This window comes from Mesorhizobium sp. Root554, assembly GCF_001427025.1.
Taxonomy (GTDB): domain Bacteria; phylum Pseudomonadota; class Alphaproteobacteria; order Rhizobiales; family Rhizobiaceae; genus Mesorhizobium.
Genome location: NZ_LMGA01000001.1, coordinates 2308216 through 2334247, shown reverse-complemented (window position 1 = coordinate 2334247; position 26032 = coordinate 2308216). Strand labels below are relative to the sequence as shown.

Annotated in this window: 25 protein-coding genes; 17 read left to right on the top strand and 8 right to left on the bottom strand. The window is 63.4% G+C overall.

Annotation, left to right across the window (positions count from 1 at the left end):
- Position 1 precedes the first annotated feature (1 nt).
- The 5 genes from ASD44_RS11405 (at position 2) to ASD44_RS11385 (ending at position 4849) form a co-directional block, all read left to right on the top strand.
- A complete protein-coding gene (locus ASD44_RS11405; protein ID WP_056111857.1) occupies positions 2-748 on the top strand; it encodes a sugar phosphate isomerase/epimerase in 747 nt (248 codons plus the stop codon).
- Positions 749-759: 11 nt separating this feature from the next.
- Positions 760-1902, top strand: a complete 1143-nt coding sequence (locus ASD44_RS11400; RefSeq protein ID WP_056111855.1) for a Gfo/Idh/MocA family oxidoreductase — start codon at positions 760-762, stop codon at positions 1900-1902.
- A gap of 228 nt (positions 1903-2130) precedes the next feature.
- The gene (gene mgrA / locus ASD44_RS11395) at positions 2131-3180 is read left to right on the top strand and encodes an L-glyceraldehyde 3-phosphate reductase (protein WP_056111852.1); all 1050 of its coding nucleotides are present in this window, start codon (positions 2131-2133) and stop codon (positions 3178-3180) included.
- A 107-nt stretch (positions 3181-3287) separates the two neighbouring features.
- The gene (locus ASD44_RS11390) at positions 3288-3701 is read left to right on the top strand and encodes a Fur family transcriptional regulator (protein WP_056111850.1); all 414 of its coding nucleotides are present in this window, start codon (positions 3288-3290) and stop codon (positions 3699-3701) included.
- A 2-nt stretch (positions 3702-3703) separates the two neighbouring features.
- A complete protein-coding gene (locus tag ASD44_RS11385) occupies positions 3704-4849 on the top strand; it encodes a DJ-1/PfpI family protein (RefSeq protein WP_056111847.1) in 1146 nt (381 codons plus the stop codon).
- A gap of 12 nt (positions 4850-4861) precedes the next feature.
- Here the strand turns inward: ASD44_RS11385 and polA are convergent, their stop codons facing one another.
- Positions 4862-7813, bottom strand: a complete 2952-nt coding sequence (gene polA, locus ASD44_RS11380; RefSeq protein ID WP_056115953.1) for a DNA polymerase I — start codon at positions 7811-7813, stop codon at positions 4862-4864.
- Positions 7814-8138: 325 nt separating this feature from the next.
- Between polA and ASD44_RS11375 the strand changes: the two genes are divergently transcribed.
- The 10 genes from ASD44_RS11375 (at position 8139) to ASD44_RS11330 (ending at position 18450) form a co-directional block, all read left to right on the top strand.
- Positions 8139-9095, top strand: a complete 957-nt coding sequence (locus ASD44_RS11375; RefSeq protein WP_244478764.1) for a lipid kinase — start codon at positions 8139-8141, stop codon at positions 9093-9095.
- A 75-nt stretch (positions 9096-9170) separates the two neighbouring features.
- Positions 9171-10556, top strand: coding sequence for a M20/M25/M40 family metallo-hydrolase (locus ASD44_RS11370; protein WP_056111844.1), 1386 nt, complete (start codon positions 9171-9173; stop codon positions 10554-10556).
- Between the two features lie 10 nt (positions 10557-10566).
- Positions 10567-11187, top strand: coding sequence for a ribonuclease D (locus tag ASD44_RS11365; protein ID WP_056111842.1), 621 nt, complete (start codon positions 10567-10569; stop codon positions 11185-11187).
- Positions 11188-11257: 70 nt separating this feature from the next.
- A complete protein-coding gene (locus tag ASD44_RS11360; RefSeq protein ID WP_056111839.1) occupies positions 11258-11467 on the top strand; it encodes a hypothetical protein in 210 nt (69 codons plus the stop codon).
- Between the two features lie 140 nt (positions 11468-11607).
- Positions 11608-12669: a class I SAM-dependent rRNA methyltransferase gene (locus ASD44_RS11355; RefSeq protein ID WP_056111835.1), complete on the top strand. Its 1062-nt coding sequence runs from the start codon at positions 11608-11610 to the stop codon at positions 12667-12669.
- Positions 12666-13520: an RNA methyltransferase gene (locus tag ASD44_RS11350; protein WP_056111832.1), complete on the top strand. Its 855-nt coding sequence runs from the start codon at positions 12666-12668 to the stop codon at positions 13518-13520. The genes ASD44_RS11355 and ASD44_RS11350 overlap by 4 nt, the downstream gene beginning before the upstream one ends.
- Positions 13517-13999 (top strand): signal peptidase II, encoded by a 483-nt coding sequence (gene lspA, locus ASD44_RS11345; RefSeq protein ID WP_056111829.1) that lies wholly within the window; start codon positions 13517-13519, stop codon positions 13997-13999. Before ASD44_RS11350 ends, lspA begins: the two co-directional genes overlap by 4 nt.
- 48 nt (positions 14000-14047) lie before the next feature.
- Positions 14048-15037, top strand: a complete 990-nt coding sequence (locus ASD44_RS11340) for an MDR family oxidoreductase (RefSeq protein ID WP_056111826.1) — start codon at positions 14048-14050, stop codon at positions 15035-15037.
- 129 nt (positions 15038-15166) lie between these two features.
- Positions 15167-17419, top strand: a complete 2253-nt coding sequence (locus ASD44_RS11335; RefSeq protein ID WP_056111823.1) for an ATP-binding protein — start codon at positions 15167-15169, stop codon at positions 17417-17419.
- A 194-nt stretch (positions 17420-17613) separates the two neighbouring features.
- Positions 17614-18450, top strand: a complete 837-nt coding sequence (locus ASD44_RS11330) for a GNAT family N-acetyltransferase (RefSeq protein WP_056111820.1) — start codon at positions 17614-17616, stop codon at positions 18448-18450.
- 11 nt (positions 18451-18461) lie between these two features.
- Here the strand turns inward: ASD44_RS11330 and ASD44_RS11325 are convergent, their stop codons facing one another.
- Together ASD44_RS11325 and grpE are read right to left on the bottom strand one after the other, a co-directional pair.
- Positions 18462-19094, bottom strand: a complete 633-nt coding sequence (locus ASD44_RS11325; RefSeq protein WP_056111817.1) for a trimeric intracellular cation channel family protein — start codon at positions 19092-19094, stop codon at positions 18462-18464.
- Between the two features lie 139 nt (positions 19095-19233).
- Positions 19234-19884 carry a nucleotide exchange factor GrpE gene (gene grpE, locus ASD44_RS11320; RefSeq protein WP_082542451.1) on the bottom strand — a complete coding sequence of 217 codons (651 nt, stop codon included), beginning with the start codon at positions 19882-19884 and terminating at the stop codon, positions 19234-19236.
- 220 nt (positions 19885-20104) lie between these two features.
- On the opposite strand from grpE, the gene ASD44_RS11315 reads away from it, so the two are divergent.
- Positions 20105-20293: a hypothetical protein gene (locus tag ASD44_RS11315; RefSeq protein ID WP_056111811.1), complete on the top strand. Its 189-nt coding sequence runs from the start codon at positions 20105-20107 to the stop codon at positions 20291-20293.
- Positions 20294-20351: 58 nt separating this feature from the next.
- Here ASD44_RS11315 and ASD44_RS11310 read toward each other — a convergent pair whose 3' ends face one another.
- The 5 genes from ASD44_RS11310 to cysG form a co-directional block, all read right to left on the bottom strand.
- On the bottom strand, positions 20352-20912 hold the full coding sequence (locus ASD44_RS11310) for a DUF934 domain-containing protein (protein WP_244478763.1): 561 nt from the start codon (positions 20910-20912) through the stop codon (positions 20352-20354).
- Positions 20913-20987: 75 nt separating this feature from the next.
- The gene (locus tag ASD44_RS11305) at positions 20988-21752 is read right to left on the bottom strand and encodes a phosphoadenylyl-sulfate reductase (RefSeq protein ID WP_056111808.1); all 765 of its coding nucleotides are present in this window, start codon (positions 21750-21752) and stop codon (positions 20988-20990) included.
- Positions 21727-23397 carry a nitrite/sulfite reductase gene (locus tag ASD44_RS11300; protein WP_056111805.1) on the bottom strand — a complete coding sequence of 557 codons (1671 nt, stop codon included), beginning with the start codon at positions 23395-23397 and terminating at the stop codon, positions 21727-21729. The genes ASD44_RS11305 and ASD44_RS11300 overlap by 26 nt, the downstream gene beginning before the upstream one ends.
- A gap of 44 nt (positions 23398-23441) precedes the next feature.
- On the bottom strand, positions 23442-23747 hold the full coding sequence (locus ASD44_RS11295) for a DUF2849 domain-containing protein (RefSeq protein WP_056111801.1): 306 nt from the start codon (positions 23745-23747) through the stop codon (positions 23442-23444).
- Complete coding sequence (gene cysG, locus ASD44_RS11290) at positions 23744-25219, bottom strand: siroheme synthase CysG (protein WP_056111798.1); 1476 nt, start codon at positions 25217-25219, stop codon at positions 23744-23746. Before cysG ends, ASD44_RS11295 begins: the two co-directional genes overlap by 4 nt.
- 361 nt (positions 25220-25580) lie before the next feature.
- Between cysG and ASD44_RS11285 the strand changes: the two genes are divergently transcribed.
- A complete protein-coding gene (locus ASD44_RS11285) occupies positions 25581-26030 on the top strand; it encodes a host attachment family protein (RefSeq protein ID WP_056111795.1) in 450 nt (149 codons plus the stop codon).
- Positions 26031-26032: the final 2 nt, after the last annotated feature.

The window sequence follows — 26032 nt, the reverse complement described above, 5'->3', positions numbered from 1 at the left end:
CATGAACTGGTCATTCCAACTCTACAGCGCGCGCAACTTCCAGCCCTGGAACAAGGTTCTGAAAATGCTGGGGGATCTTGGCTACAAGGAAGTCGAGGGTTTCGGCGGTGTCTATGACGATCCCGCCGCGTTTCGCGCCGAGATGGACAGGAACGGCCTTTCGATGCCGACCGGGCACTTCTCCATCGACGCCCTGGAAAACGATTTCGACGGTGTGCGGCGGATCGCCGACGCCCTCGGCACCACGACATTGATCTGTCCCTATCTGCAGCCGGAGGCTCGGCCATCCGACGCCGCCGGCTGGCGAGGCTTTGGCGAGCGGCTCGCCGCCGTTGGCGAGAAGGCCGGCAAGGCAGGCTACGGCTTTGCCTGGCACAACCACGATTTCGAATTTCAGCCACTCGCCGACGGTTCGGTGCCGCAGCAGCTTATTCTGGACGCCGCCCCCGGCGTTGGCTGGGAAATCGACGTGGCGTGGGTCATCCGCGGCGGCGCCGATCCCGCGCCATGGCTCGACAAATACGGACGCCGCGTGGTTGCCGTCCATGTCAAGGACATGGCCAAGCCGGGCCAGGGCCTGGACGAGGACGGATGGTCCGATGTCGGCCATGGCAGCATCGACTGGGCGGCGCTGATGAAGACGTTGCGCGCGAAGACCGACGCCAGATACTACATCATGGAACAGGATAATCCGAACGACATCGAGCGCTTCGCAAGCCGCTCGCTCACCTCGGTCAAATCATATTAGGAGAAGACGAAATGCCCAGGAAACTTGGGGTCGGCGTCATCGGGTGCGGCAATATCTCGGCGGCTTATTTTCGGCTGTCGCCGATGTTCCGCGGCTTCGAAATGCGCGCCTGCGCCGACATCAACATGAATGCGGCCAAAGCCCGGGCGAAGGAATTCAAGCTTCGCGCCGAGACGGTCGACGGGCTGCTTGCCGCCGCCGACATCGACATCGTCGTCAACCTGACGATTCCCGCCGTGCACTACGAGATTTCGCGGCGGATTCTCGATGCCGGCAAGCATGTCTATTCGGAAAAGCCCTTCGTCCTTTCCATTAGCGAAGGTCTGGACCTGAAGAAGCGGGCCGAGAAGAAGGGCCTGCGCATCGGCTCGGCGCCGGACACGTTCCTCGGCGGCGCGCACCAGCTGGTGCGCAACGTCATCGACAGCGGCAAGGTCGGCAAGATCACCAGCGGCACCTGCTTCGTGATGAGCCACGGCATGGAGAACTGGCATCCGAATCCTGACTTCTTCTTCCAGCCGGGCGCCGGGCCGATCCTCGATATCGGGCCTTACTACGTCACCAATCTGATCCAGCTGATCGGTCCCGTGAAGCGGGTCGCAGCTTTCGCCACCACGCCGGCGAAGGAACGCACCATCGGCTCCAAGCCGCGCCGGGGCGAAAAGATTCCCGTGACGACGCCGACCACCATCCACGCCATCCTCGAATTCGCCAATGAAGCGGTCGTGACGCTGAACGCGTCCTGGGACGTGTGGAACCACGGCCATGCGCCGATGGAGCTTTATGGCGAGAACGGGACCGTCTTCGTACCCGACCCGAACTTCTTCGGCGGCGATGTCCGCTTCACCAAGCAGGGCAAGCCGGTGAAGGCGCTGCCGAAATGGGATCATCCCTTCGCGGTGCTGAACGAAAAGCACTCGCACGGCATGATGGCGAACTACCGCACCGCGGGGCTCGCCGACATGGCGCTGGCGATCGCCGGCGACCGGCCGCACCGCTGCTCGATGGAGCTGGCGCTGCATGCGGTGGAGGTGATGACCGGCATCCTGAAATCGGGCGATAGCGGCAAGTTCGTGGCGATGCAGACGACATGCGAGCGGCCGGCGGCGCTGGGGATCCGGGAAGCGGGAGCGCTGCTGGCGAAGAAGATGTAGCGCGCTTTGCCCTCCCCCTTGCGGGGAGGGGCGGCGAGCGGACCAGGCGAAATGAGGTTCGGGAGACGGCGGTGGGGGTGACTACAATGTATCTTTGCACCCAAAATAATCCGACAAATCTTGACACCCCCACCCCGTTCCGCATTGTCGCTGCGCGACATGCTTCACGACCCTCCCCACACGGGGGAGGGTAAACAGCGGTCTGCCTCGCATTCCAAGGATTGATCCATGCCCTACACCCCCGCCGCCGATCGCTACGAGAACATGATCTACAACCGCTGCGGAAAGTCCGGCCTCAAACTGCCGGCCATCTCGCTCGGGCTGTGGCACAATTTCGGCGGCGATACCCCGCATCGGACGAAGCGGGAAATCTGCCAGAAGGCGTTCGACCTCGGCATCACCCATTTCGACCTCGCCAACAATTACGGTCCGCCTCCGGGTTCCGCCGAAGTCGCGTTCGGCGAAATCCTGCGCAACGACTTCGCCGGCTACCGCGACGAGCTGATCGTCTCGACCAAGGCCGGCTACGACATGTGGCCGGGGCCGTATGGCGAATGGGGCAGCCGCAAATACCTGCTGGCCAGCCTCGACCAGAGCCTGAAGCGCATGGGTCTCGACTATGTCGATATCTTCTACTCCCATCGCTTCGATCCGAACACGCCGCTGGAAGAAACGATGTGCGCGCTGGACCATGCCGTGCGCTCCGGCAAGGCGCTCTATGCGGGCATCTCCTCCTACAATTCGCAGCGTACGCGCGAAGCCTCCGAAATCCTGCGGCGCCTCGGCACGCCCTGCGTCATCCACCAGCCGAGCTATTCCATGCTCAACCGCTGGGTCGAGGACGACGGGCTGCTCGATACGCTGGATGGCGAGGGCATCGGCTCCATCGTGTTTTCGCCGCTGGCGCAGGGCATGCTGACCGACAAGTATCTGAACGGCATTCCCGAGGGCAGCCGCGCCACGCAGGGCAAGTCGCTGCGGCAATCTTTCCTCAGCGAAAGCGCGATCAAAAACATCAAGGCGCTGAACGAGATCGCCAAGCGCCGGGGCCAGACGCTGGCGCAGATGGCGCTGGCGTGGGTGCTGCGCAAGGGCCGCGTCACCTCGGCGCTGATCGGCGCCAGCCGGGCGCAGCAGGTCGAGGATTGCGTCGGCGCGCTGAAGAACCTCGATTTCTCCGATGCCGATCTCGCCGAGATCGACAAGTATGCGCGTGAGGCCGACATCAACCTCTGGGCGCCGTCGGCTGAACGCAAGGGGCCGCCCCGGAAGGTCTGATCCCTCAGCCTTGCCGGTTCGAGCCTGACAGGTGGAAAATTGCCGTGTTCATGGCTATTTCAGGAAAAGCCGGCCAATATGGCTGCGCTTGAATGGAATAGGAAAGCATGACGGCAAGGACCGCCCTGACGAAAAACCAGACATGGGTGCTGGAGAAGCTTGAAGCGGCGAGCGGGCCGCTCAGCGCTTACATGCTGCTTGACCAGTTGCGCGAGCGCGGCTTCCGCGCGCCGTTGCAGGTTTACCGGGCGCTCGACACGCTGATGAAGGAAGGCTTCGTCCATCGGCTCGAAAGCCTCAACGCTTTCGTCGCCTGCGCGGAGCCGCATGAGCACAGCCATTCGATGACGGCCTTCGCCATCTGCGACACCTGCGGCCAGGTGACGGAGTTCTCCGACCATGATGTCGGCCATCAACTCGACGACTGGGTGCGGGCCAACGGGTTCACGGCCAAGAAGGCGGTGATCGAGTTCAGGGGCACCTGCGCGAAATGCTTGGCGGAGCGGGGGGACCTTCAGTAGCAATGATCAAGCGGCTGTTATTTTGGGGCGTGCCGGCCATTGCGCTGCTGGGATTTGCCGGCTTCGTCGGCTGGATATTCACGCTGCCGCCAGCGGCTTCGCCTGGAGCGCCACCGCCCATTGCCCAGCAGGACACCGAAGCCACGCTTGCAGCGCTGAAGCCGCCGAAACGGCAGCGTCCGCTGATCGCGGTTATTGGGATCAACGATGCCACCGAGGTCACCGATTACCTGATGACCTATGGCATCCTGCGTCGCGCCGACGTCGCCGACGTCCTGGCACTGGCGACCGGGGCGGGACCGGTATCGCTTTATCCGGCGTTGAAGGTCGAGCCCGACGCGACGATTGCCGAGTTCGATGCGCAAAACCCCGATGGAGCGGATTACGTCGTCGTGCCGGCAATGACCCCCGACGACGATCCGGCGGCCCTTGAATGGATCAAGAGCCAGTCGGCGAAAGGCGCCACGATCGTCAGCGTTTGCGCCGGCGCCAAGGTGATCGCCGAGGCAGGATTGCTCGACGGCAAGCGCGGGACGACGCACTGGTACTATCTCAAGGAACTACGAGAAAAACATCCGAAGCTGGACTATGTGGCCGACCGCCGGCTGGTGGTCGACCAAACAGTCGCCACGACGACCGGCATCAGCGCCTCCATGCCGATGATGCTGACCCTGATCGAGGCGATCGCCGGCCGGGAGAAGGCCGAGGCGGTCGGCCGCGATCTCGGCCTCGCGCAATGGGACGCGCGCCATGACAGCGCGGCGTTCCGGTTCACGCGCCCGTTCGCCGTGACGGTGATGGGCAACATGGCCGCTTTCTGGAACCGCGACCGGTTCGGCATCGAACTGTCGCCGGGGATCGACGAGGTTTCCCTTGCGCTGATTGCCGATGCGTGGTCGCGTACCTACCGCTCCAGCGCCGTCACCTTTGCCGCCGGTCCGGTCGAGACGCGCAGCGGGCTTCGCATCATCCCCGAAGAGACCGTGACGGATTGGCCCGGGCAGCAAAAGCTGAGCGCCATGGAGGGCGTGCCGCCGGCGAAAGCGCTCGACGATACGCTTCGGGGCATCGAGGCGCGCTATGGGCAGCGCACGGCCGATATCGTCGCCATGCAGCTGGAATATCCGAGAACCGTCGCGCAGGACTGACGGGGCCAAGCTCTAGTGCGCCTCGTCCCAATTGTCTGCGGCGCGGGCGTCCACCTGGAGCGGCACGGATAGCGCGATAGCCGGCATCGCCGCGTTCTCCATCACGCTCTTGACGACCGGGAGGGTCGTTTCGACTTCTGCCTCGGCGGTCTCGAAGATCAGTTCGTCATGCACCTGCAGCAGCATTCGCGCCGACTGGCCGGCCCTGGCCAGCGCCTCGTCCATGCGCACCATGGCGCGGCGGATGATGTCGGCGGCCGAACCCTGGATCGGCGCATTGATCGCGGCGCGCTCGCTGTTGGCGCGGATCGACGGGTTGGAGGCGCGGATTTCCGGATAGTGGATGCGGCGGCCGAAGATCGTTTCGACGTAGCCATTCTCACGGCAGAAGGCCTTGCTCGCTTCCATGTAGTCCTTGATGCCGGGGAAGCGCTCGAAATAGCGCTTGATGTAGTCGCCGGCTTCCTCGCGCGGGATCGACAGCTGATTGGCCAGCCCGAACGCCGAAATGCCGTAGATGATGCCGAAATTGATCGCCTTGGCGCGACTGCGCACCTCGCGCGGCATGCCCTCGACCGGAACGTTGAACATCTCCGACGCCGTCATGGCGTGGATGTCGTCGCCGTCGGCGAAGGCCTGCTTGAGCTGGCGGATGTCGGCGATATGGGCCAGCAGCCGCAGTTCGATCTGGCTGTAGTCGGCCGAGATCAGCTTGTTGCCCTTGTCCGCGATGAAGGCGGTGCGGATCTTGCGCCCTTCCGCCGTGCGGATCGGGATGTTCTGCAGATTGGGCTCCACGGACGACAGCCGCCCGGTGGTGGTCGCCGCCAGCGCATAGGACGTATGCACACGCTTGGTCTGCGGATGGACGTAGCCCGGCAAGGCGTCGGTGTAGGTGGATTTCAGCTTGGTGAGCTGGCGCCAGTCGACGATCTTGCGCGGCAGCTCGTAGCCTTCCGCCGCGAGTTCCTCCAGCAGTTGGGCGGTGGTCGACCATTGCCCGGTCTTGGTCTTGGCGCCGCCCGGCAGGCCCATGCGTCCGAACAATATGTCGCCAAGCTGCTTGGGCGAGCCGATGGTGAAACGCTCGCCAGCCAGCAGGTAGATTTCGTCTTCGAGCGCCGCCGCTCTCTGCCCCAGTTCGCCGGAAAGGCGGGACAGGATCTGGCGGTCGACCGAAATGCCGCGCTGTTCCATGGCGGCAAGCGTCGGCACCAGCGGCCGCTCAAGCCGTTCATAGACCGAGGCCACGCTCTTGGCCGGCAGTCGGGGCTTCAGAACCCGCCACAGGCGCAGTGTCACATCCGCCTGCTCGCCCGCATAGGCGGTGGCGCGTTCGAGCGCCACCTGGTCGAAGCCGAGCGCGCCCTTGCCGGTTCCCGTCACATCCTTGAAGGCGATGGTGGCATGACCCAGCCATTTCTCGGAAAGGGCGTCGATGTTGTGGGCGCCGACGCCGGCGTCCAGCGCATAGGAAATCAGCATGGTGTCGTCGAAGGGCCGGATGTCGAGGCCGTGACGCTGCATCATGATGAGATCGAACTTGACGTTCTGCAGGATTTTCAGAACCGAGGCGTCCTCGAGCAAGGGCTTCAGGGCAGCAAGCGCATCGCGGATCGGAATCTGGTTCTCGATCGGGCCGCTGCCAAGAAGATCGCCGTCGCCCGATTTGTGCGTGAGCGGAACATAGGCGGCGCGGCCCGGGGCGGTCGCCAGGGAAACGCCGACCAGTTCGGCCTGCATCGGATCGAGGGAAGACGCTTGCGTGTCGAACGCGACCATGCCGGCTTCGCGCGCCTCGGCAATCCAGGCCTGAAGCGTCGGCAGGTCGCGGATGCAGACATAGGCGCTGGTGTCGATCCTGGCGTTGACCGCGGCTTCCGCCCGCATCGCCGACAACAGGGAAGGCGAGGGACCTTCATCCTTGCCTGCCGCGCTCATCGCGGCAGCGTCGCCATTGCCCTCCGATCCAGCAGGTTTCGACACCGCGCCCGCGCCGACGTCGGGTCCATGCGCGGCATCGGCGCGCTCGATGGTGAGGCCGGCAGCCTGAACGTCGCTCGCCTCGGTCGAGGTCGCCTCGGCGACGCGGCGGGTCAGCGTCGAGAATTCCATCGCCTTGAGGAAGGAGATCAGCTTCGGACCGTCCGGCTCGTGCAGGACAAAATCGTCCAATCCCGCGCCGGCTGCTACCGGGACGTCGTCCTTCAAGGTCACCAGTTCGCGCGAAATGCGCGCCTTGTCGGCATTATCGATGATCGATTGCCGCCGCTTGTCCTGCTTGATCTCGGCGGCGCGCTCCAAAAGCGCGTCGAGCTTGCCGAACTGTTCGAGCAACTGCGCCGCCGTCTTCGGGCCGATGCCGGGCACGCCCGGCACGTTGTCGACGGAATCACCGGTAAGCGCCTGCAGGTCGATCATCTTCTCGGGCGGCACGCCCCATTTCTCGATCACCTCGGGGACGCCGATCTGCCGATCCTTCATCGGGTCGTACATGCCGACCGTCGGTCCGACCAACTGCATCAGATCCTTGTCGGAGGACACGATGGTCGTGTCGCCGCCGGCCTCGCAGGCCAGCCGACAATAGGTGGCGATCAGATCGTCGGCCTCGAACCCTTCCATCTCGACACAGGGCAGGTTGAAGGCGCGGGTCGCTTCACGAATCAACCCGAACTGCGGGATCAGGTCTTCCGGCGGCGCGGACCGGTTGGCCTTGTATTCGGGGTAGAGGTCGTTGCGGAATGTCTTCGAGGAATAATCGAAGATAACGGCGAAATGCGTCGGCACCACGCCCGCCTCGGTGTTGCGGGCATCCACCATCAGCTTCCACAGCATGTTGCAAAAGCCGGAGACGGCGCCGACCGGCAGGCCGTCGGACTTTCGGGTCAGCGGCGGCAGCGCATGGTAGGCGCGAAAGATGTAGCCGGAGCCATCGACGAGGAAGAGGTGATCGCCTTTTTTCATGGCGAAGGGATAGCGCGGCGCGGCGTTGCGGTCCATGCCAAAGGCGCTCGAGGCTTCTCCTTGCGACGACTTCCTGACATGGCCTGACTGCTCACGGCTATGTTACAAACTTGTAATTTCCATGCCCTTGAATCGCCACGTTCCAGGACCCAGATAGGACCCATCGGCAATTTTCGCCGAGTCCGGAGCAAGGCCCGTCCCCCGCCTATACCGGACACCCTGCGGCAGCCTACCCCCCTCTCCGGGCTGCCGCATCGTTTCGAGTAAAGGCCGCCGTGGTTCCCCCTCCGCCACGGCGGCATTTTTTATGGGTATGGCACAGACATTGAAGAGCAAAACCGCCGGTACCAGGAAATACAGGGCCGCCGGCAAGGGTGCTGCGAAGAAGCCCGCCGCGCGGCGCGCCTTGCTGCTTTTGAATGAAAAAGCCCGCCGCGGCTCGATGCCGCTCAACGACATCCTGCAGAGATTCGAGGCCGGCGGACTTGCCGTTACGGTCGAGCCTTTTTCTGCGCTACCCGAACTTGCGCGTGACATCACGCGGCTGCGTGAAAGCGCCGATTGCATCGTCGTCTGCGGCGGCGACGGCACCGTTTCCTCGGCCGCCATGGCGGTCATGGAAAGCGGCCTGCCAATGGGCATCCTGCCGATGGGCACAGCCAATGACCTGGCCCGCACGCTCGGCCTGCCGATGGATATCATGCAGGCGGTCGACATGATCGTCGGCGGCTACGAACGGCGCATCGATGTCGGCTCTGTGAACGGCCACGCCTTCTTCAACGTCGCCTCGATCGGGCTGAGCACCAAGCTCGCCCAAGGGCTGAGGCCTGAGATCAAGCGCCGCTGGGGCCGGCTCGGCTATGCCGTCGCGGCGTCGCGCGTGCTCTACAAGGCGCGGCCCTTCACCGCCTGGATTCGCGAGAAGGGCGAGACGGTCAAGGTCAGGACCTTCCAGATCGCCATCGGCAATGGCCGTCACTATGGCGGCGGCAATGTCGTGGAAGCGAGCGCCGCGATTGATGACGGCCATCTCGATCTCTACAGCCTGGAAATGGGCAATGTCTGGAAGCTGGCCCTGATGCTGCGTTCGTTCCGGTCCGGTACACATGGCGCCTGGAACGAGGTGCGGACGGCGCGCTGCGTGCAGTTCGACGTGACCACCAAGCTGCCGCAACCGATCAACACCGATGGCGAGATCGTGACCGCGACGCCGGCCACGTTCAGGGTGCATCCCGAAGCGATTGCCGTCTATGCGCCGCCGGGAACCGACGACTCGCCGTGATGTACGATGCGGGGTGTTTCCACCTCGCCGCAAAATGCTCTAGGGTCGCGGCGGATTCGCTTTCCAGGAACTTTCATGACCGCGCTTGCTCCCGTTTTAGACCGTCTCGACCAAAATCTGGACCAGAGCCTCGACCGGCTGTTCGACCTGCTCAGGATCAAGTCGATATCGACCGATCCCGAATTCGCCGCCGAATGCCGCAAGGCCGCCGACTGGCTGGTGGAAGACCTGAAATCCATCGGTTTCGAGGCCAGCGTTCGGCCGACGCCGGGCCACCCGATGGTGGTCGCCCACCACGACGGACCGGCGGGCAGTCCGCATATATTGTTCTACGGCCATTACGATGTGCAGCCGGTCGATCCGCTGGAGCTTTGGGAGAACGATCCGTTCGATCCCGCGCTGAAGGAGATCGAGCCCGGCCGCAAGATCATCACCGGACGCGGCGCTTCCGACGACAAGGGCCAGTTGATGCTGTTCGTCGAGGCATGCCGGGCCTGGAAGGCGGTGCATGGTTCATTGCCTTGCCGCATCACCATCCTGTTCGAGGGCGAGGAGGAATCCGGTTCGCCCTCGCTCAAGCCTTTCCTCGAAGCCAATGCGGCGGAACTGAAGGCGGATTTCTCGCTGGTCTGCGATACCGACATGTGGAACGCGGAGACGCCCTCCATCTGCACTTCATTGCGCGGGCTGGTGGGCGAGGAAATCACCGTCAAGGCGGCGAACCGCGACCTGCATTCGGGCATGTATGGCGGCCCCGCCGCGAACCCGATCCGCATCCTGGCAAACCTGCTGGCTGACATCCATGACGAACAGGGCCGGGTGACGATCCCCGGCTTCTATGATGGAGTTGAAGAAACGCCGTCGCAGATACTTCAAGGCTGGGAAGCCTTGGGCGAAACCGCCGAAAGCTTCCTCGGACCGATCGGCCTGTCGATACCGGCCGGCGAAAAAGGCCGTTCGGTGCTCGAGCTTCTGTGGGCGCGGCCCACCGCCGAATTCAACGGCATCACCGGCGGCTACACCGGCAAGGGGTTCAAGACCGTCATCGCGGCCGAGGCTTCCGCGAAGATTTCATTCCGCCTCGTGCATGCGCAGGACCCGAAGAAGATCCGCGCCGCTTTCCGCCAGTTCGCCGCCGAGCGCGTACCGGCCGACTGCAGCATCGATTTCCACGAGCATGGCGGCTCGCCGGCAATCCAGCTCTCCTACGATTCGCCTTTCCTGACCGGCGCCAAAGACGCGCTGACGGAGGAATGGGGCAAGCAGGCGGTGATGATCGGCGGCGGCGGCTCGATCCCGATCGTCGGCGACTTCCGCAGCTATCTCGGCATGGAATCGCTGCTGGTCGGATTCGCCCTCTCGGATGACCGCATCCATTCGCCGAACGAGAAATACGACCTGAAATCGTTCCACAAGGGGCAGCGCTCATGGGCGCGGATCCTCGACGCCCTGACACGCTGAAAGCTTCCCGATGAATACGATCCGTTTCCACAAGGGCGACCTGCCGGACCTGTCGAATTACGATGTCGATGCGGTCGCCATCGATACTGAGACTCTCGGCCTCAACCCGCACCGCGACCGGCTGTGCGTGGTGCAGATATCACCGGGCGACGGCACCGCCGACGTCATCCAGATCGCGCCGGGGCAGAAGCGGGCGCCGAACCTGGTCAGCCTGCTTCGCAACAGGCGCATCACCAAGCTGTTCCACTATGGGCGCTTCGACATCGCCGTGCTTTACCAGGCCTTCGGCGCGATGGCAGAGCCGGTGTTCTGCACCAAGATCGCTTCGCGCCTGACGCGCACCTATACGGACCGGCACGGCCTCAAGGATATCTGCTGGGAACTGCTGGGCGTCGGCCTGTCGAAGCAGCAGCAGTCCTCGGACTGGGCGGCTGAGACGCTGTCGCCGGAACAGCTGGAATATGCCGCCTCCGACGTTCTCTACCTGCACCGGCTGCGCGAGGTGCTTGCGGGACGGCTGCAGCGCGACGGCCGCGTCAAGGAAGCCGACGCCTGCTTCCGCTTCCTGCCGACCCGGGCCAAGCTCGACCTGATGGGCTGGGACGAGGAAGATATTTTCGCGCACAGCTGAAGCCAGCGCCGGAAGAACGGGAACCGGCAGCACGCCGGGCGCGTTTTGGCAGGCTTCGAGGGAGACAATCATGGCTGAACGGCAACCGATATCCAGCGCCCCCAGGGACGGCTCGCGCGTCACGGTTTACTGGACCGACGGCGATGGCGTCATGAACGAATCCATCGGCCGCTGGGACGCTGAGGATTCGGCCTGGTGGGTCTACACCGATGGCCATACCAAGAAAAAGGTCGAGCCGACCACTTGGCGGCCGGCATCGTCGGAAGACGACGACGGTTGACGCCGGCTACGTTCGCACACCTTCTCGCGCACCATGCAGATGCCGGAAGGCCGGCGTTCGCCGATCTTCCCCGCTTTTGCCGCTTGGCTCACGCTAAGCGTCGTGGCAGAAGCGTTTGAACGCTTCGGAGACCTCACCTGTTGAAATTCTCTCGCGACCGACGCCGCGACAGCCGCCCGCCACGCCCGTCACAAGGGCCGGGCCAGACGCGCGACATGCGACGCGAGGAAAAGCCCTCTGCGGTCATTGCAAGCCCTGCACAGCCGAAGTCTGAACCGCGCCGGCTTTCCCGCCGGGAAGGCGCGCTACCCGCTGAAAAACTGCCGCTGATCCTCGAGGTGGCGCCCAATGCCGACTATGCGCTGCTCGACAGCGGGGCCGGTCAGAAGCTCGAACAATACGGCCCGTACCGCATTGTCCGCCCCGAGGGGCAGGCGATCTGGCAGCGCGCGTTGCCGGCGAAGGAATGGGAGAATGCCGACGCCGTCTTCACCGGCGATACGGATGAGGAAGGCTTGGGCCGCTGGCGCTTTCCCGGCCAGCCGCTCGGCGAGACCTGGCCGATGAAGCATGACGGCATCGATTATCTCGGTCGCTTCACCTCGTTCCGCCATGTCGGGGTGTTTCCCGAGCAGGCGTCGCACTGGGACCACATGGCGGGACTGATCGCGTCTGCCAAGCGGCCCGTGAAAGTGTTGAATCTGTTCGGCTACACCGGGCTTGCCTCGCTGGTGGCGGCGCGGGCCGGGGCCGAGGTCACGCATGTCGACGCCTCGAAGAAGGCGATCGGCTGGGCGCGCGAAAACCAGGAGATGGCGCGGCTGGCGGAAAGGCCGATCCGCTGGATCGTCGAGGATGCTATGAAATTCGCCGAGCGCGAGGAGCGGCGCGGCAGCCGCTACGACATCGTGCTGTTCGATCCGCCCGCCTATGGCCGTGGACCGAAGGGTGAGGTCTGGCAGCTTTTCGAGGATCTGCCGGCGCTGACGGACATCTGCCGCGCCATCCTGTCGCCAAGGCCGCTCGCGGTGGTTCTCACGGCCTATTCCATCCGCTCTTCGTTCTTCGCCATTCACGCGCTGATGCGCGATACGTTCGCCGGAATGGGCGGGCGGGTTGAATCGGGCGAACTCATTATCCGCGAACAATCCGCCGGCCGGGCGCTTTCGACATCGCTTTTCTCGCGCTGGGTCGCCGCATGAGCGAGCGGCACGCAGGCGCGCCCGGTCAGGTCAAGGAGGTCACCAGCCTTGCCAATCCGCTGGTGAAGGACATCAAGGCGCTGGCCTTGAAGAAATTCCGCGATCAACAGAACGCCTTCATGGCCGAGGGGTTGAAGCTGGTGATCGACGCGCTCGATCTCGGCTGGCAGATCAGGACGCTGGTCTTCGCCAAGGCCGGCCGCGGCAACGCGGCGGTCGAAAAGGTTGCTGCGCGCACCGTGGCTGCCGGCGGCACCGTGCTCGAAGTTTCGGAAAAAGTTCTCTCCGCCATCACCCGCCGCGACAACCCGCAGATGGTGGTCGGCGTCTTTACGCAGCGCTACCAGCCGCTGAGGGATGTTCGCCCGTCGAACGGCGACGTGTGGGTGGCGCTGGACAGGGTCCGGGACCCGGGCAATCTGGGCACCGTCATCCGCACCGCCGACGCGGTCGGGGCCAAGGGCATAATTCTTGTCGGCGACACCACCGATCCTTTTTCGGTCGAGACGGTGCGCGCCACGATGGGCTCGGTCTTTGCCATGCCAGTGACGAAGGCAACGGTCGAGGCTTTCCTCGCCTGGCGCCGGACCTTTCCCGGCCTGGTCGCCGGAACGCACCTGAAGGGCGCGGTGGACTACCGGTCGGTCGATTTCTCGAAGGGGCCGGTGCTGCTTATGATGGGCAACGAACAGCAGGGCCTGCCGGAAGAGCTGGCATCAACCTGCGACAAGCTCCTGCGCATCCCGCAGGCCGGCCGGGCAGACTCGCTCAATCTTGCCGTGGCCACCGGGGTCATGCTGTTCGAGATCCGGCGCGGGGCGCTGAAACTCGGTCCGGAGACGGCTTCTTGAAAACGCTTTCGCCTTATTTGCTGCTCGTTGCGGTCGCCATCGCGCTCGACCAGTGGATCAAGCATCTGGTCGAGACCACTCTGGCGTTCCAGGAGAAGGTCGATCTGGTGCCGTTCCTGGCGCTGTTCCGCACTTACAACACCGGCATCGCCTTTTCGATGCTGTCGTCGTTCGGCGATACCGGCCTCATCGTCGTTTCGCTGGTTGTCGCCGCCTTCGTGCTCTATCTCGCCACCCGCACGACGCCGGGCCAGGTCATCGCCCGGGTGGGCTTCGCGCTGATCGTCGGCGGCGCGCTCGGCAACCTGATCGACCGGGCCGTCTATGGCCATGTGATCGACTACATCCTGTTCCATACGCCGGTCTGGTCGTTTGCCGTCTTCAACCTGGCGGACGTGTTCATCAGCGTGGGCGCCGCGCTGGTCGTGCTCGAAGAGTTCATTGCATGGCGCCGTGAGCCTAAACCTTCGAACGATTGATTCAGCGCCACTGGTGTTTCACACTCGGCCGCAATCCGGGAGAGACCTATGTCCGACACGTTCAAAGCCATCCTCGTTTCGCGCGACGCGGACAAAAAGCAGTCGGTTGCGACCGTGGACCTTACCGAAGCCGACCTGATGGACGGCGATGTGACGGTTGAGGTCGAGGCGACGACGGTCAATTACAAGGACGGTTTGGCCATCACCGGCAAGGCGCCGGTCATCCGCCGCTGGCCGCTCATCCCAGGCATCGACTTCGCCGGCACGGTGCTCTCCTCCTCGCATCCGGATTGGCGCAAGGGCGACAAAGTCATCCTCAATGGCTGGGGCGTCGGCGAAACGCATCACGGCGCCTATGCGCAGCGTGCGCGGGTGAACGGCGACTGGCTGGTGCCGTTGCCCGAAGGCATGAGCGCGCACGAGGCGATGGCGGTCGGCACCGCCGGTTATACGGCGATGCTGTGTGTGATGGCGCTGGAGCGGCACGGCATTTCGCCGGATCGCGGGCCAGTCGTGGTAACCGGCGCCGCCGGCGGCGTCGGTTCTGTCGCCATTTCGATCCTGTCCGGGCTCGGCTACCATGTCGTGGCCTCGACCGGGCGCGAATCCGAAAAAGCCTATCTCATCGATCTCGGCGCGTCGGAGGTGATCACGCGCGACGAGTTGACCGGGCCGGTCAAGCCGCTGGCCAGGGAACGTTGGGCCGGTGGCATCGATGCGGTCGGCTCGACGACGCTGGCGAATGCCCTGTCGATGACCGCCTATGGTGGCGCGATCGCCGCCTGCGGGCTGGCGGGAGGCATGGATCTGCCGGCGTCCGTCGCGCCGTTCATCCTGCGCGGCGTCTGCTTGCTCGGCGTCGATTCCGTCATGGCGCCGAAGCCACTGCGGCTCGAGGCATGGCGGCGCATCCGCCAGGATCTCGACACGGCAAAACTGTCGGCATTGTCCACCACAATCGGCTTTAGCGGCATCGCCGACGCGGCCAGGGACATTGTCGACGGCAGGATCAGGGGGCGTGTCGTCGTCGATATGTGAGAGCGGGATATGCGCTTTTGCGGAGCCTCTTTCGTCGAAAACGGAACGACCGCTAAAATTGGAATGATCTGCCGAAATCTTCTCTAATCTCTCCGTATCAGTATGCCCGCTCACCGGCGCCAAGCCGGAATGGAGCCCGACCTGGTCGAGTCTACAGAGGATGCGCAGCAGGAAGCGTCGGCCCGGCGTCGCATAGATGCGCCGCCGCTTGTCCCAGCCTTGCCGGCCGGACGCGGTGAAGGGCTGCCCTTCCTCACCTTTGTCGCGTTGCTGGTGCTGGCCGGACTTTCCTTCCTCTATGGTGCGCCGCTTTTCGTTCCCGTCGGCCTTCTCGCCATCGCCGCAGCCGGACTGGCGCTCCACATCCGATCGCAGGTGGCGGAGCGGCGTGCAGCCCTGCTGCTCGGCGATACGACGGCGCGCAGCCAGGCGGAGATAGAAACGCTCGCCGACCGCATGTGGGAGATGCAGGAGAGCGACGAGCGGTTCCGCGGACTGATCGACGCGCTGGGCGATCTCGTTGTCCATCGCGACCGCAACGGCCGCATCGTTCATGCCAACCGGGTGTTCGCCGAACTGATCGGCGAAGATGCGCAATCTCTCCGCGACAGGACGCTGGCCGAACTCGGCATCGATGTCGGGCTGGTTCCGGACGCCGCCTTTTCCGATCACGAATGCCTGAGTTCGACAGATGTCGTCATTCGCACCAATGGCGGCCCACGCTGGTTCTCGTGGATCGAGCTTTCCGTCCGCGACAAGGAAAGCGGGGCGGTTTCGCACCGCGCCATTGCTCGCGATATCACCGCGCGCAAGCGCGCCGAGGCGTCGCTGATCAGCGCGCGCGAGCGCGCCGAATTCGCCAGCCAGGCAAAATCGCGGTTTCTGGCAACCGTCAGCCACGAAATCCGCACGCCCATGAACGGCATCATGGGCATGGCGAAGTTGTTGGCCGACACCAGGCTTTCACCGGAACAGCGCACCTATGTGTCCGCCGTGTCGACATCGGCCAGCGCCTTACTGGCGTTGATCGAGGACTTGCTCGATTATTCCAAGATCGAGGCCGGGCGTTTCGATCCCGAGCCGCAACCGATGTCGCCGCGCGAGATCGTCGATAATGTGGTGGAGCTTCTCGCCTCCCGCGCCTATTCCAAGGGCATCGGCCTTGGCTGCCTGGTGGAGCCCGACGTTCCGCTGATGATTTCGGCCGATCCCGGCCGAGTGCGCCAAGTGCTCCTCAACCTGATCGGCAACGCGATCAAGTTCACCGAGACCGGGGGTGTCACGGTCAGGATATCGCGGGTGTTCGAGCAAACGGGCGACCGTCTGCGGTTCACGGTTTCCGATACCGGGCCGGGACTGCGGAACGCCGATATCGACCGCATCTTCGAGGATTTCGAGCAGGCCGACACCACTTCGACAAGAGCCCATGGTGGAGCCGGTCTTGGCCTGGCTATTTCGAAGCGGCTGGTGACGGCCATGCAAGGATCGATTTCCGTCGCCAGCGCACTGGGGGAAGGGTCCGAGTTCGTTTTCGAGATACCGGCTGCCGATCCCGTCGAACAGATGCAGGAACGCCGGACGCTTCTCGAGGGGCGGCGGATCGTTGTGCTGTCGCGCAACATGACCGAGGCCGAGGCCATTGCCGGCACGATCCGGGCGCACGGCGGAGCGGCCAGGATTGCCGCCACGACCGCGCAAGCAACTTCCATGAGCGGCGAATGCGACATGCTCCTTGTCGATGCAGCCGTGGAAGAGGACGACGGCCAGGTGCTGACCCGCCTGCGGCAGTCCGGCTTTTCGAACTGCGAGGCCGTCACGCTGATCGCGCCTTCGGAGCGCGGCTTGCTGGGCGAATTCCGCGCCAATGGCTACACGACGTTTCTGGCGCGCCCGGTTCGCAGCGAGACATTGCTTCGCGTGCTTCTGGGCGGCAGCATGACGGCGAAGGCAATTGCCGAACCGCCGCGCATCCCGGTGTCAGGCGCCAGCCATCGCCATCCGAACCTGTCGGTCCTGATTGCCGAGGACAACGAGATCAACGCATTGCTGGTGAGATCGACGCTGCAGAAAGCCGGCTACGATGTGGACGTCGTGAACAATGGCCGGGCCGCTATCGATGCGGTGGTCAGCGCCGCCCGCCGCTACGATATAGTGCTGATGGACCTTCATATGCCAGTTATGGACGGCATGGACGCCATCACCGCGATACGGCGTCATGAGGAAGAAAGCGGCATGGCGCCAATGCCGATCATGGTGCTTTCCGCCGACAGCCAGGAGAAAACCCGCCATGCGGTTCTGGCTCACGGCGCCAGCGGTTTCATCACCAAGCCGCTCGACCCCGATGCGCTGATCCACGCGCTGCGCGAGCAGGTCGCAGCCTGATATTTTTCAGCGTCGCGCCGTGCTCTTAGCCGGCAAGAAGCGTTGTTACTCACAGATTATCACGCTACTGTCATATTCCTATCGCACCAGCACCGTATCCCGCGCCGTGGAGGATGGCGCGATGGAGAACCGTTCATGCGTCGAGTTCACGATCTAGCCATGCCAACAAGCAGTCGTCCAAGCGGGAAGGCGCCGTGCTTACTCAGGTGAAGATAGACGAGATATCCGCCGGCTCGCGTCTGGGGCGCATCGGCAATCTTGAGGTGCGGCTGGCCCGCAACGAGGCTGAAATCGCGGCGGCGCAGGAAGTGCGCTATCGTGTCTTCTACGACGAGATGGGCGCGCGCAAGGACGACCTGCACGCGATGGACCGCCGCGACGCCGACCGATTCGACCCCGTGTGCGACCACTTGCTGGTGTTCGACACGAGCCTGGTCGGGCCGGAACACCGCCGCATCGTCGGCACATACAGGCTGCTGAGGCAGGAAACGGCATTTGCCGCCGGCGCATTCTATTCCGAAGACGAATTCGACATCTGCCATCTCATCGCGCGCCATCCGGGCAAGCGCTTCCTCGAGCTCGGACGGTCGTGCGTTCTGCCGGAATACCGATCCAAACGCACCATCGAGGCGCTATGGCAGGGAATATGGGCCTACATCAATCACTATGATGTCGATGTGATGATCGGCTGCGCCGCTTTTTCGGGTGTGGTTCCCGATGCACATGCCGAAGCGCTCACCTATCTGAACCATCATTGCCGTACCGCGCCGGACTGGCATGTACGGGCGAGAGCGGACCGTTATCATCCCATGAGCCTCATGCCGATCGAGTCCGTGGATGCCAAACGGGCCATCCTGGCGATGCCGCCGCTGGTAAAAGCCTATCTGCGGGTCGGGGCGCGCTTCGGCGATGGTTGCGTCATCGACGATGAGTTTTCCACGGTGGATGTCTATGTCGTGATGCCGGTGGCGCAGATCGGCGCGCGCTACGTCAATTACTATGGCGGGGAAACCCCACGGCTGGCCGTATAGGGGGCCGTGCGTCAGGGAATATCCTCGGGACGCCGGCCAGGTCGGCTCCGGTATGCCGGGAACGACCAGCCGAATTTCAGCGCTCCGCCCCGCACCAGGAATGCGGCGGCAAACCCGATGACGCCCGAAACCGGCGAGGGCAGGGCCAGCGCATCGCCCAGCGTATAAAGCGTGGCTCCTGCCAGTGTGGCGCTCACATAAATCTCGGGTTTGAGCAGCACTGACGGTTCGCCGGCCAGAAGATCACGCAGAATGCCGCCGAAGGTGGCCGTGAGCATGCCCATGATGATGGAAACCGCGGGCGAGCCGGTTACGGCGAGGCCCTTGGACGCGCCCATCACCGCGAATGCGGAAATGCCGATGGCATCCAGCCACAGCAGCAGCCTGTAACGGGATTCGACCCGGTGGGCGGTGAAAAACACGATCACTGCGACAGCCGCGCAAATCAGCACATAGTCGCGGTTGCCGACCCAGAAAACCGGTACGTCCAGGATCACGTCGCGAAGCGTGCCGCCGCCGATGCCGGTGATGCTTGCGAGGAACAGAAAGCCGATGATGTCGAGTTGCTTGCGCGAGGCGGCCAGCGCTCCGGTCGCCGCGAAGACGGCGACGCCGGCATAGTCCAGATGCGTGATCAGGTTCATGCGGGCCCGACAGCCGGAGTGCGACCGCGCCATAGGAACGCGCCGTCCCCCTCGTGGTCAAGGGCTTCCGCGCGCATTGCTGAAGGGTTGTACGAGCCGGGTTGTGGGATGATTGCGCCGGCGCGGATGCCCCGACGTTCTACGCGTCTTTTTCAGCTTGCTCGTTGACGGGGCCGGGCTCCACCGATGCGGTGGATGGCTGCTTGGGGCCGCCCTTGGCGACGCCTACCATGGCTGGCCGCAAAACACGGTCGCCGATCGAATAGCCCGACTGCACGACCTGAACGACGGTGTTCGCCGGAACCTCTGGATTGGGCACCTCGAACATCGCCTGATGAAAGTTCGGATCGAATTTCTCGCCCTGCGGATCCAGCTTTTTCACGCCATGGCGTTCCAGTGTCGAAAGCATGGAACGTTCGGTGATCTCGACGCCTTCAATCAGGGATTTGAAGCCCACATCGCCGGAAGCCTTGGCCTCCTCCGGAATGGCATCGATGGCGCGCCGCAGATTGTCGGATACCGACAGCATGTCGCGGGCGAAATTGGCCACGGCATAGGCCCGCGCGTCCTGAACGTCGCGCGCGGTGCGGCGGCGCAGGTTTTCCATCTCGGCTGCCGCACGTAAAGCGCGGTCCTTCAACTCGTCGTTTTCCTTCATCAGCCGCAGAAGCGCCTCGTAGTCGCCGTCGATACCGCCTTCGCTGCGCTCAGCGGCATCTTCAACCGCCTGCTCTTCAGCCAGTGTTCTTTCGTCCTTCGCGTGATCGCTCATCGGTTTCCCGTCTGTCATACAAACTGAATGATTGCGCCCGATATCGATGTTTGAAGGCCAAAAATCAAGGGGTAAAGCCTGGATGGAGGGTCAATCCAACGCCACGAATGGAACTCGCAACAGATTACAAATTAAGTCAAATTTTACCGTGAATCGGCTTCCGACTTGTGCTTGTCGCCTATTAGGGGAACGATTCTACCGCTGGGTGAGTTCTCCAACCAACCACGAGGTAGAGACAATGAACGGCAACACACATGAGAGGGGGAGCAAGGTGGCCGCCGAAATTCGGCGTCAGGTACGCGACAAGACGAGCAGGCATCTTGCTCGCGTCATGCCGTCCTTCAGGGTGGTTTCGGACATTCCAGACCATCTGCAGGAATTGCTTGAGCGTCTCGACGGCATGGAAAGCAATTCACGCCGCGACTAGCAGCTCTTCAAACCCAACCAGACCGTTACCAAAGTCGCCGCATACTCGACGACACCTGTCAGCCGATGGGTTTACGGCGCCAGGAATATTTGCCCGCCGCAGCGGCAGGCTTCGCCGCCGGCTGATAATAAAGCGGCAAGCCGTCAGTGCGGCCTTCCTCCAAGCGCTTCAGCAACACCGGATTGACGATTTCGAACTCGTCGAAACCGACGCGGAGCATGTGCGGAAACTGATCGACCAGCACCTGGCCGGTGGCGCGCACGGCGCCCGTGAAGCCGTGACGGCTGCGCAACAGTTCCGCCTTTGAGAAGGACCTGCCATCGGTAAAAGCCGGGAAGGCCAGCGCAACCAGGGACAATTGATCGAGCAGGCCGACGATCTTTCCAAGTTCGTCGCCAGGCTGCAACTGCACCCCGAGCCGCTCGCGCGCCGAGATGCGGACCTGCGGATCCAGGTCCAGAAAGGCCGCCAGAGGCAATATGAAACGACCGTTCCCGGCAAGCGCTCCGCTGCCCTCGGCATGTGTCCACTCATCCTCGCGAAAGCCCTCCTGCGTCCATAGGCGCGGCGCGGGCGGCACGTTGGTTTCAGCGTTGGCGTCGGTCATGAGGGCGAGCATATGGCCTATTCTTTGGCAAGTTTCCAGCCTGCCGCAGCCGTTCGAAGGGCCACGACAGGCGCAAGGTTCAAATTGTCAACGCGACGGGCCGGTCAGCGACTGCTCCAGCCCTGAGAGATGGATGCCGCATTCCGTCTTTGCCTGGCCGGCCCAGCGTCCGCTGCGCGCATCTTCGCCGGGCTTGACCGGCTCGGTGCAGGGAAAGCAGCCGATGGACAGATAGCCATAGGCGACGAGCGGGTTTTCGCGCAGCGCATGCGCGCGCATATAGTCGGCCTGATCGGCGGTGGTCCATTTCGCCAGCGGATTGATGCGGATGCGCGGGCCAACCGCCTCGAAGACAGGAAGCGCGGCCCGGGTCGAAGCCTGGAAGCGCTTGCGGCCCGTAAACCAGGCGCGATATGGCGCAACGCCGCGTGCCATAGGCTCCACCTTGCGAACGTCGCAACAGGCATCTGTGTCGGTCTCGTGCAGCTTGCCGGTCGGATCGATGCGCGCCAGTGCTGCGTCGTCGGGGGTCAGCACCTCGATATGCTCCAGTCCGAGATCGGCCGCCAGCGCATCGCGATATTCGAGCGTTTCGCCAAAATGCTTGCCCGTATCGAGGAAGAGGACCGGCAGGCTGTGATCGACCTCGGCAATCAGGTGCAGCAAAACGGCGGAATCGGCGCCGAAGGAGGATACCGCGGCAATCTCGCCAGCGAAAAGCTCGCGCACGGAGCGTTCAATGACCTCGCGCGCATCGAGATGCCCATAAAGTGCCTCGAATTGGGCGGCCTGGGCGACAGCTCCCGCCTCGGCGGATTCGATCCGGTCAAGCGGCCTTGGTTTCGCCAGCATAGAGCGCCTCCTTGAACGGTGCGAGGCCGATCCGGCGATAGGTGTCGATGAACTTCTCGGAAGGATCGAGCCGGATCGCCAGGTAGGTATCGACAATTTTCTCGATGGCGTCGGTAATCTCTTCCGGCTCGAAGCCGCGTCCAACGATATCGCCGACGCTGGTGTTCTCGTCGGCGGAACCACCCAGCGTCACCTGGTAGAGTTCGGAACCCTTCTTCTCGACGCCGAGGATGCCGATGTGGCCGACATGATGGTGACCGCAGGCATTGATGCAGCCGGAAATCTTGAGCTTCAACTCGCCAATGTCACGCTGCCGCTCCAGCGAAGCGAAGCGCCGTGAAATGTCCTGCGCCACCGAAATGGAGCGGGCGTTGGCAAGCGCGCAATAATCGAGGCCGGGGCAGGCGATGATGTCGGTGATGAGATTCGAGTTGGCCGTCGCCAACCCGATCTCGACCAGAGCATCGTAAACAGCCTTGAGATCGGCGCGCGCCACATGCGGCAGGATAAGGTTCTGCTCATGGCTGACGCGCAGTTCATCGAACGCATATTTCTCCGCAATGTCTGCGACTGCCTCCATCTGCTCGGCAGTTGCGTCGCCCGGGACTTCGCCGATGCCCTTCAGAGATATCGTTATCGCCGCATAGTCGGGATGGCGGTGGGTGACGGCGTTCTGGTCCAGCCATTCGCTGAAAGAGCGCGAATCGAGCCGCGCCAGTTTCACTGCATCGTCGCCTTCGGGGCGGTCGAGCAGCGCCGGCGGCGCGAAATAAGCGTCGATGGCCTTGATGTCGGCTTCGGGCAGCTTCAATTCGCCGTCCTTGAGCGCTTCCCACTCGGCCTCGACCTGACGGGTGATTTCCTCAGTCCCCGTCTCGTGGACGAGGATCTTGATGCGCGCCTTGTATTTGTTGTCGCGACGCCCGTAGAGGTTGTAAACACGCAGGATCGCGGTGCAGTAGGACAGCAGGTGCTCTTCCGGAAGGAAGTCGCGAATTTTCTTCGCCACCATCGGCGTCCGGCCCTGGCCGCCCCCGACATAGACCGCGAAGCCAAGCTGGCCATCGGCATTCTTCTTAAGATGCAGGCCAATGTCGTGAGTCTGGATTGCGGCGCGGTCGCGTTCCGCCCCGGTAACGGCAATCTTGAACTTGCGCGGCAGGTAGGAAAATTCCGGATGCACCGATGACCACTGGCGCAGGATTTCCGCATAGGGGCGAGGATCGGCGACTTCGTCGGCGGCGGCGCCGGCGAAATGATCGGCGGTGACGTTGCGGATGCAGTTGCCGCTCGTCTGGATGGCGTGCATCTCGACGCTGGCCAGGTCGGTGAGGATGGCCGGCATATCCGAGAGCGCCGGCCAGTTGAACTGGATGTTCTGGCGCGTGGTGAAATGGCCGTAGCCCTTGTCATATTTGCGGGCGATATGGCCGAGCATACGCAGCTGCTTCGAATTCAGTGTGCCGTAGGGCACTGCGATGCGCAGCATATAGGCGTGCAACTGCAGATAGACACCGTTCATCAGCCGCAGCGGCCGGAACTGGTCTTCGGTGATCTCGCCGACAAGGCGGCGCTGGACCTGGTCGCTGAACTGGGCGACCCGGGCCTTCACAAATTCATGGTCGAATTCATCGTATCGGTACATTGCGTTTCGTCTTTCCGGGCGCGTCCGCCCGCTGGCTTGTCTTTCTAGGCTGCAGGCACGGATCCATGATCCGCTTGCTTGCCGAGATCGAGGCGATTGGTTGGGCCGGCGGCACGGATTCTTTCACGCAGGCGCAGCGGCTCGATGACACCGTCCACCACGTTTACATCGACCAGATTGATGTCGATGGCGACATTGTTGGCGAGCGCGGCGGCGCCGATGGCCTCCAGCCTTTCCTCGGCCGCCTTGTCGTCGGCTAGATCGGCCTTGTCGATGGTTTCCAGCCAGGCGCCGTTGCCATACCAGACAGCTTCGCCGTCTGTCAGGCGGTTTCCGGTGAGGATCTTCATCGGGCTTTTCCTTCCGCGGCGCTGACCAAGGCTTCGTCCTGCCCGGATACAGTTGGCTTCTGTGCGACCAGCGCCTCGGAGCGCTCGAAATTTGCGCCGGCGACAGCATCGCCGATGATGGTCATGACGGGTCCGCTCAGATCGCGGCGCGCTTCCAGCGAGGGCAAATCGGCCAGCGTGCCATGGAAGCGGCGGCGATTGGACAGGCTGGCGTTTTCGACCACCGCCACCGCCGTGTCGGGCGAAAGGCCTGATTCGATCAGACGCCCCGCGACTTCGGCGGCAACCGAACGACCCATATAGACAGCAACGGTGGCGCCGGAAATGGCAAGCTTTGCCCAGTCGGGCAGCGTGCCGCCCTTCAAGTCATGGCCGGTGGTGAAAACCATCGACGAGGTGACGCCGCGCAGCGTCAGCGGCAGTTCGAAATCCGCGGCGGCGGCGAAGGCCGCGGTGACGCCCGGCACGACCTCGTAGGAAATGCCGGCGTCGCGCAATGCGGCCATCTCCTCGCCGGCGCGGCCGAAGACGAGCGGATCGCCGCTTTTCAGGCGGACGACACGCCGGCCTTCGCGGCCAAGGGCGACCAGCAGCGTATTGATCTCGGACTGGCTCTTGGAATGGCAGCCCTTGCGCTTGCCGACCGGCATGCGCTCGGCATCGCGGCGGCCCATCGCGACGACCGCTTCCGGCACCAGCGCGTCGAAAACGATGACATCGGCATCCATGAGCAGGCGCTGCGCCCTCAACGTCAGCAGGTCTTCCGCGCCGGGGCCTGCGCCGACCAGCGCGATATGACCCACAGAAGGCGTCCTGGAAAGGAGCAGTTCGGTCGCGACGTCATGCGCAAGCGAAAGGTTTCCCGCAGCGACGGCGCGCGCCGTCGGCCCGCTGAAGAAATCCGACCAGAAACGGCGGCGAGGATTGCCCTTCGGCAAAAGCGTTTCGGCGGCATCACGGAACGAGGCGGCGAGTCCGGCCAGCGCGCCGAGCGACGGCGACAGCATCTGGTCTATTCGCGCGCGGATCATCTGGGCCAGGACCGGGCCAGCGCCTTCCGTGCCGATGGCGACTGCCAACGGCGCGCGGTTGACCAGAGCGGGCGTGAAGAAATCGCAGAGTTCCGGCCGGTCGACCGCGTTGACCGGGATGCCCATGCGGCGCGCGTCGGCGACGATCCTTGTGTCCAGCGTCTCGTCGGCGGTGGCGGCGAACACCATCACCGCGCCTGCGAGATGTTCGGGCGCATAGTCAGCCGCCACGTGAGTCGCGTCGTGCCCGGCAATGAAATCGAGAAGCGCCGGCTCAGCGTTCTTGGCGACGATCCGCAAGCTGGCGCTCGACTGGCCGAGAAGCCGGGCTTTCGCCAGAGCTTCGTCCCCGCTGCCGACGATCGCCACCATTTCTCCCTCAACCCGCATGAAGATGGGGAAGGCGTTCAGCCTGGGCTTTTCCTGGGACTCATGTTGCATTGCAAAATCTCGTTCTGGCGAGCAGTTCTACCGGCAAGCGTCTTCATGCAGAAGGAACGCACTCGCGCACCCTTCCGGTGTAGGCAATCGATTTTCTGATTGCATAAAAAGACGGAGAAAAACATTCCAGAACACGGCCTGTCGTGGATTTTCATCCCCTCTCGTGTGAGGCCAAGCCACGCGTTTCTAGCGCTAAGCCACGAGAAGTCCAAAACATGCGGTGCTAATTTCTATTAGATTAGTAGATTAAATTGGTCCCTTCCCATCACGTTGCGCCAACGCCGCGCACTCGGGCGGAACATTCCTGCTCGCGCCGACGTTGGGATCCAGGCGGGTTGCGCAGCGTTCGAAAGGAATTGTCATGGAAAATATCGTGCTGAAGCATGGACTTTGGGTGGTCGTGGCGGATGGCGAAAAGGCGCTCTTCCTGAAGAACGAAGGCGACGCCAGGTTTCCCGATTTCAAGGTGGCGACCGAGATGACGCAGGAAAATCCGGCCACGCGCGAGCAGGGTGTCGAACGGCCGGGCCGCCACAGCGATGGACCTTCATCACACAACAGCGCCTATGAGGAGACGGATTGGCACCGCCTCAGCAAGGAGCGCTTCGGCGAAGAGATCGCGGAGCGCCTTTACAAGCTGGCGCATCGCGGCGAGTTCGAGGAGATCGTACTGGTGGCGCCGCCGCAGGTTCTGGGCGCAATGCGCAAGAAGCTGCACAAGGAGGTTTCCGACAAGGTCAAGGCGGAGATTGCCAAAACGCTGACCAACCAGCCGGTCTGGGATATCGAGCAGGTCCTCAAGGCGGCGTGAAG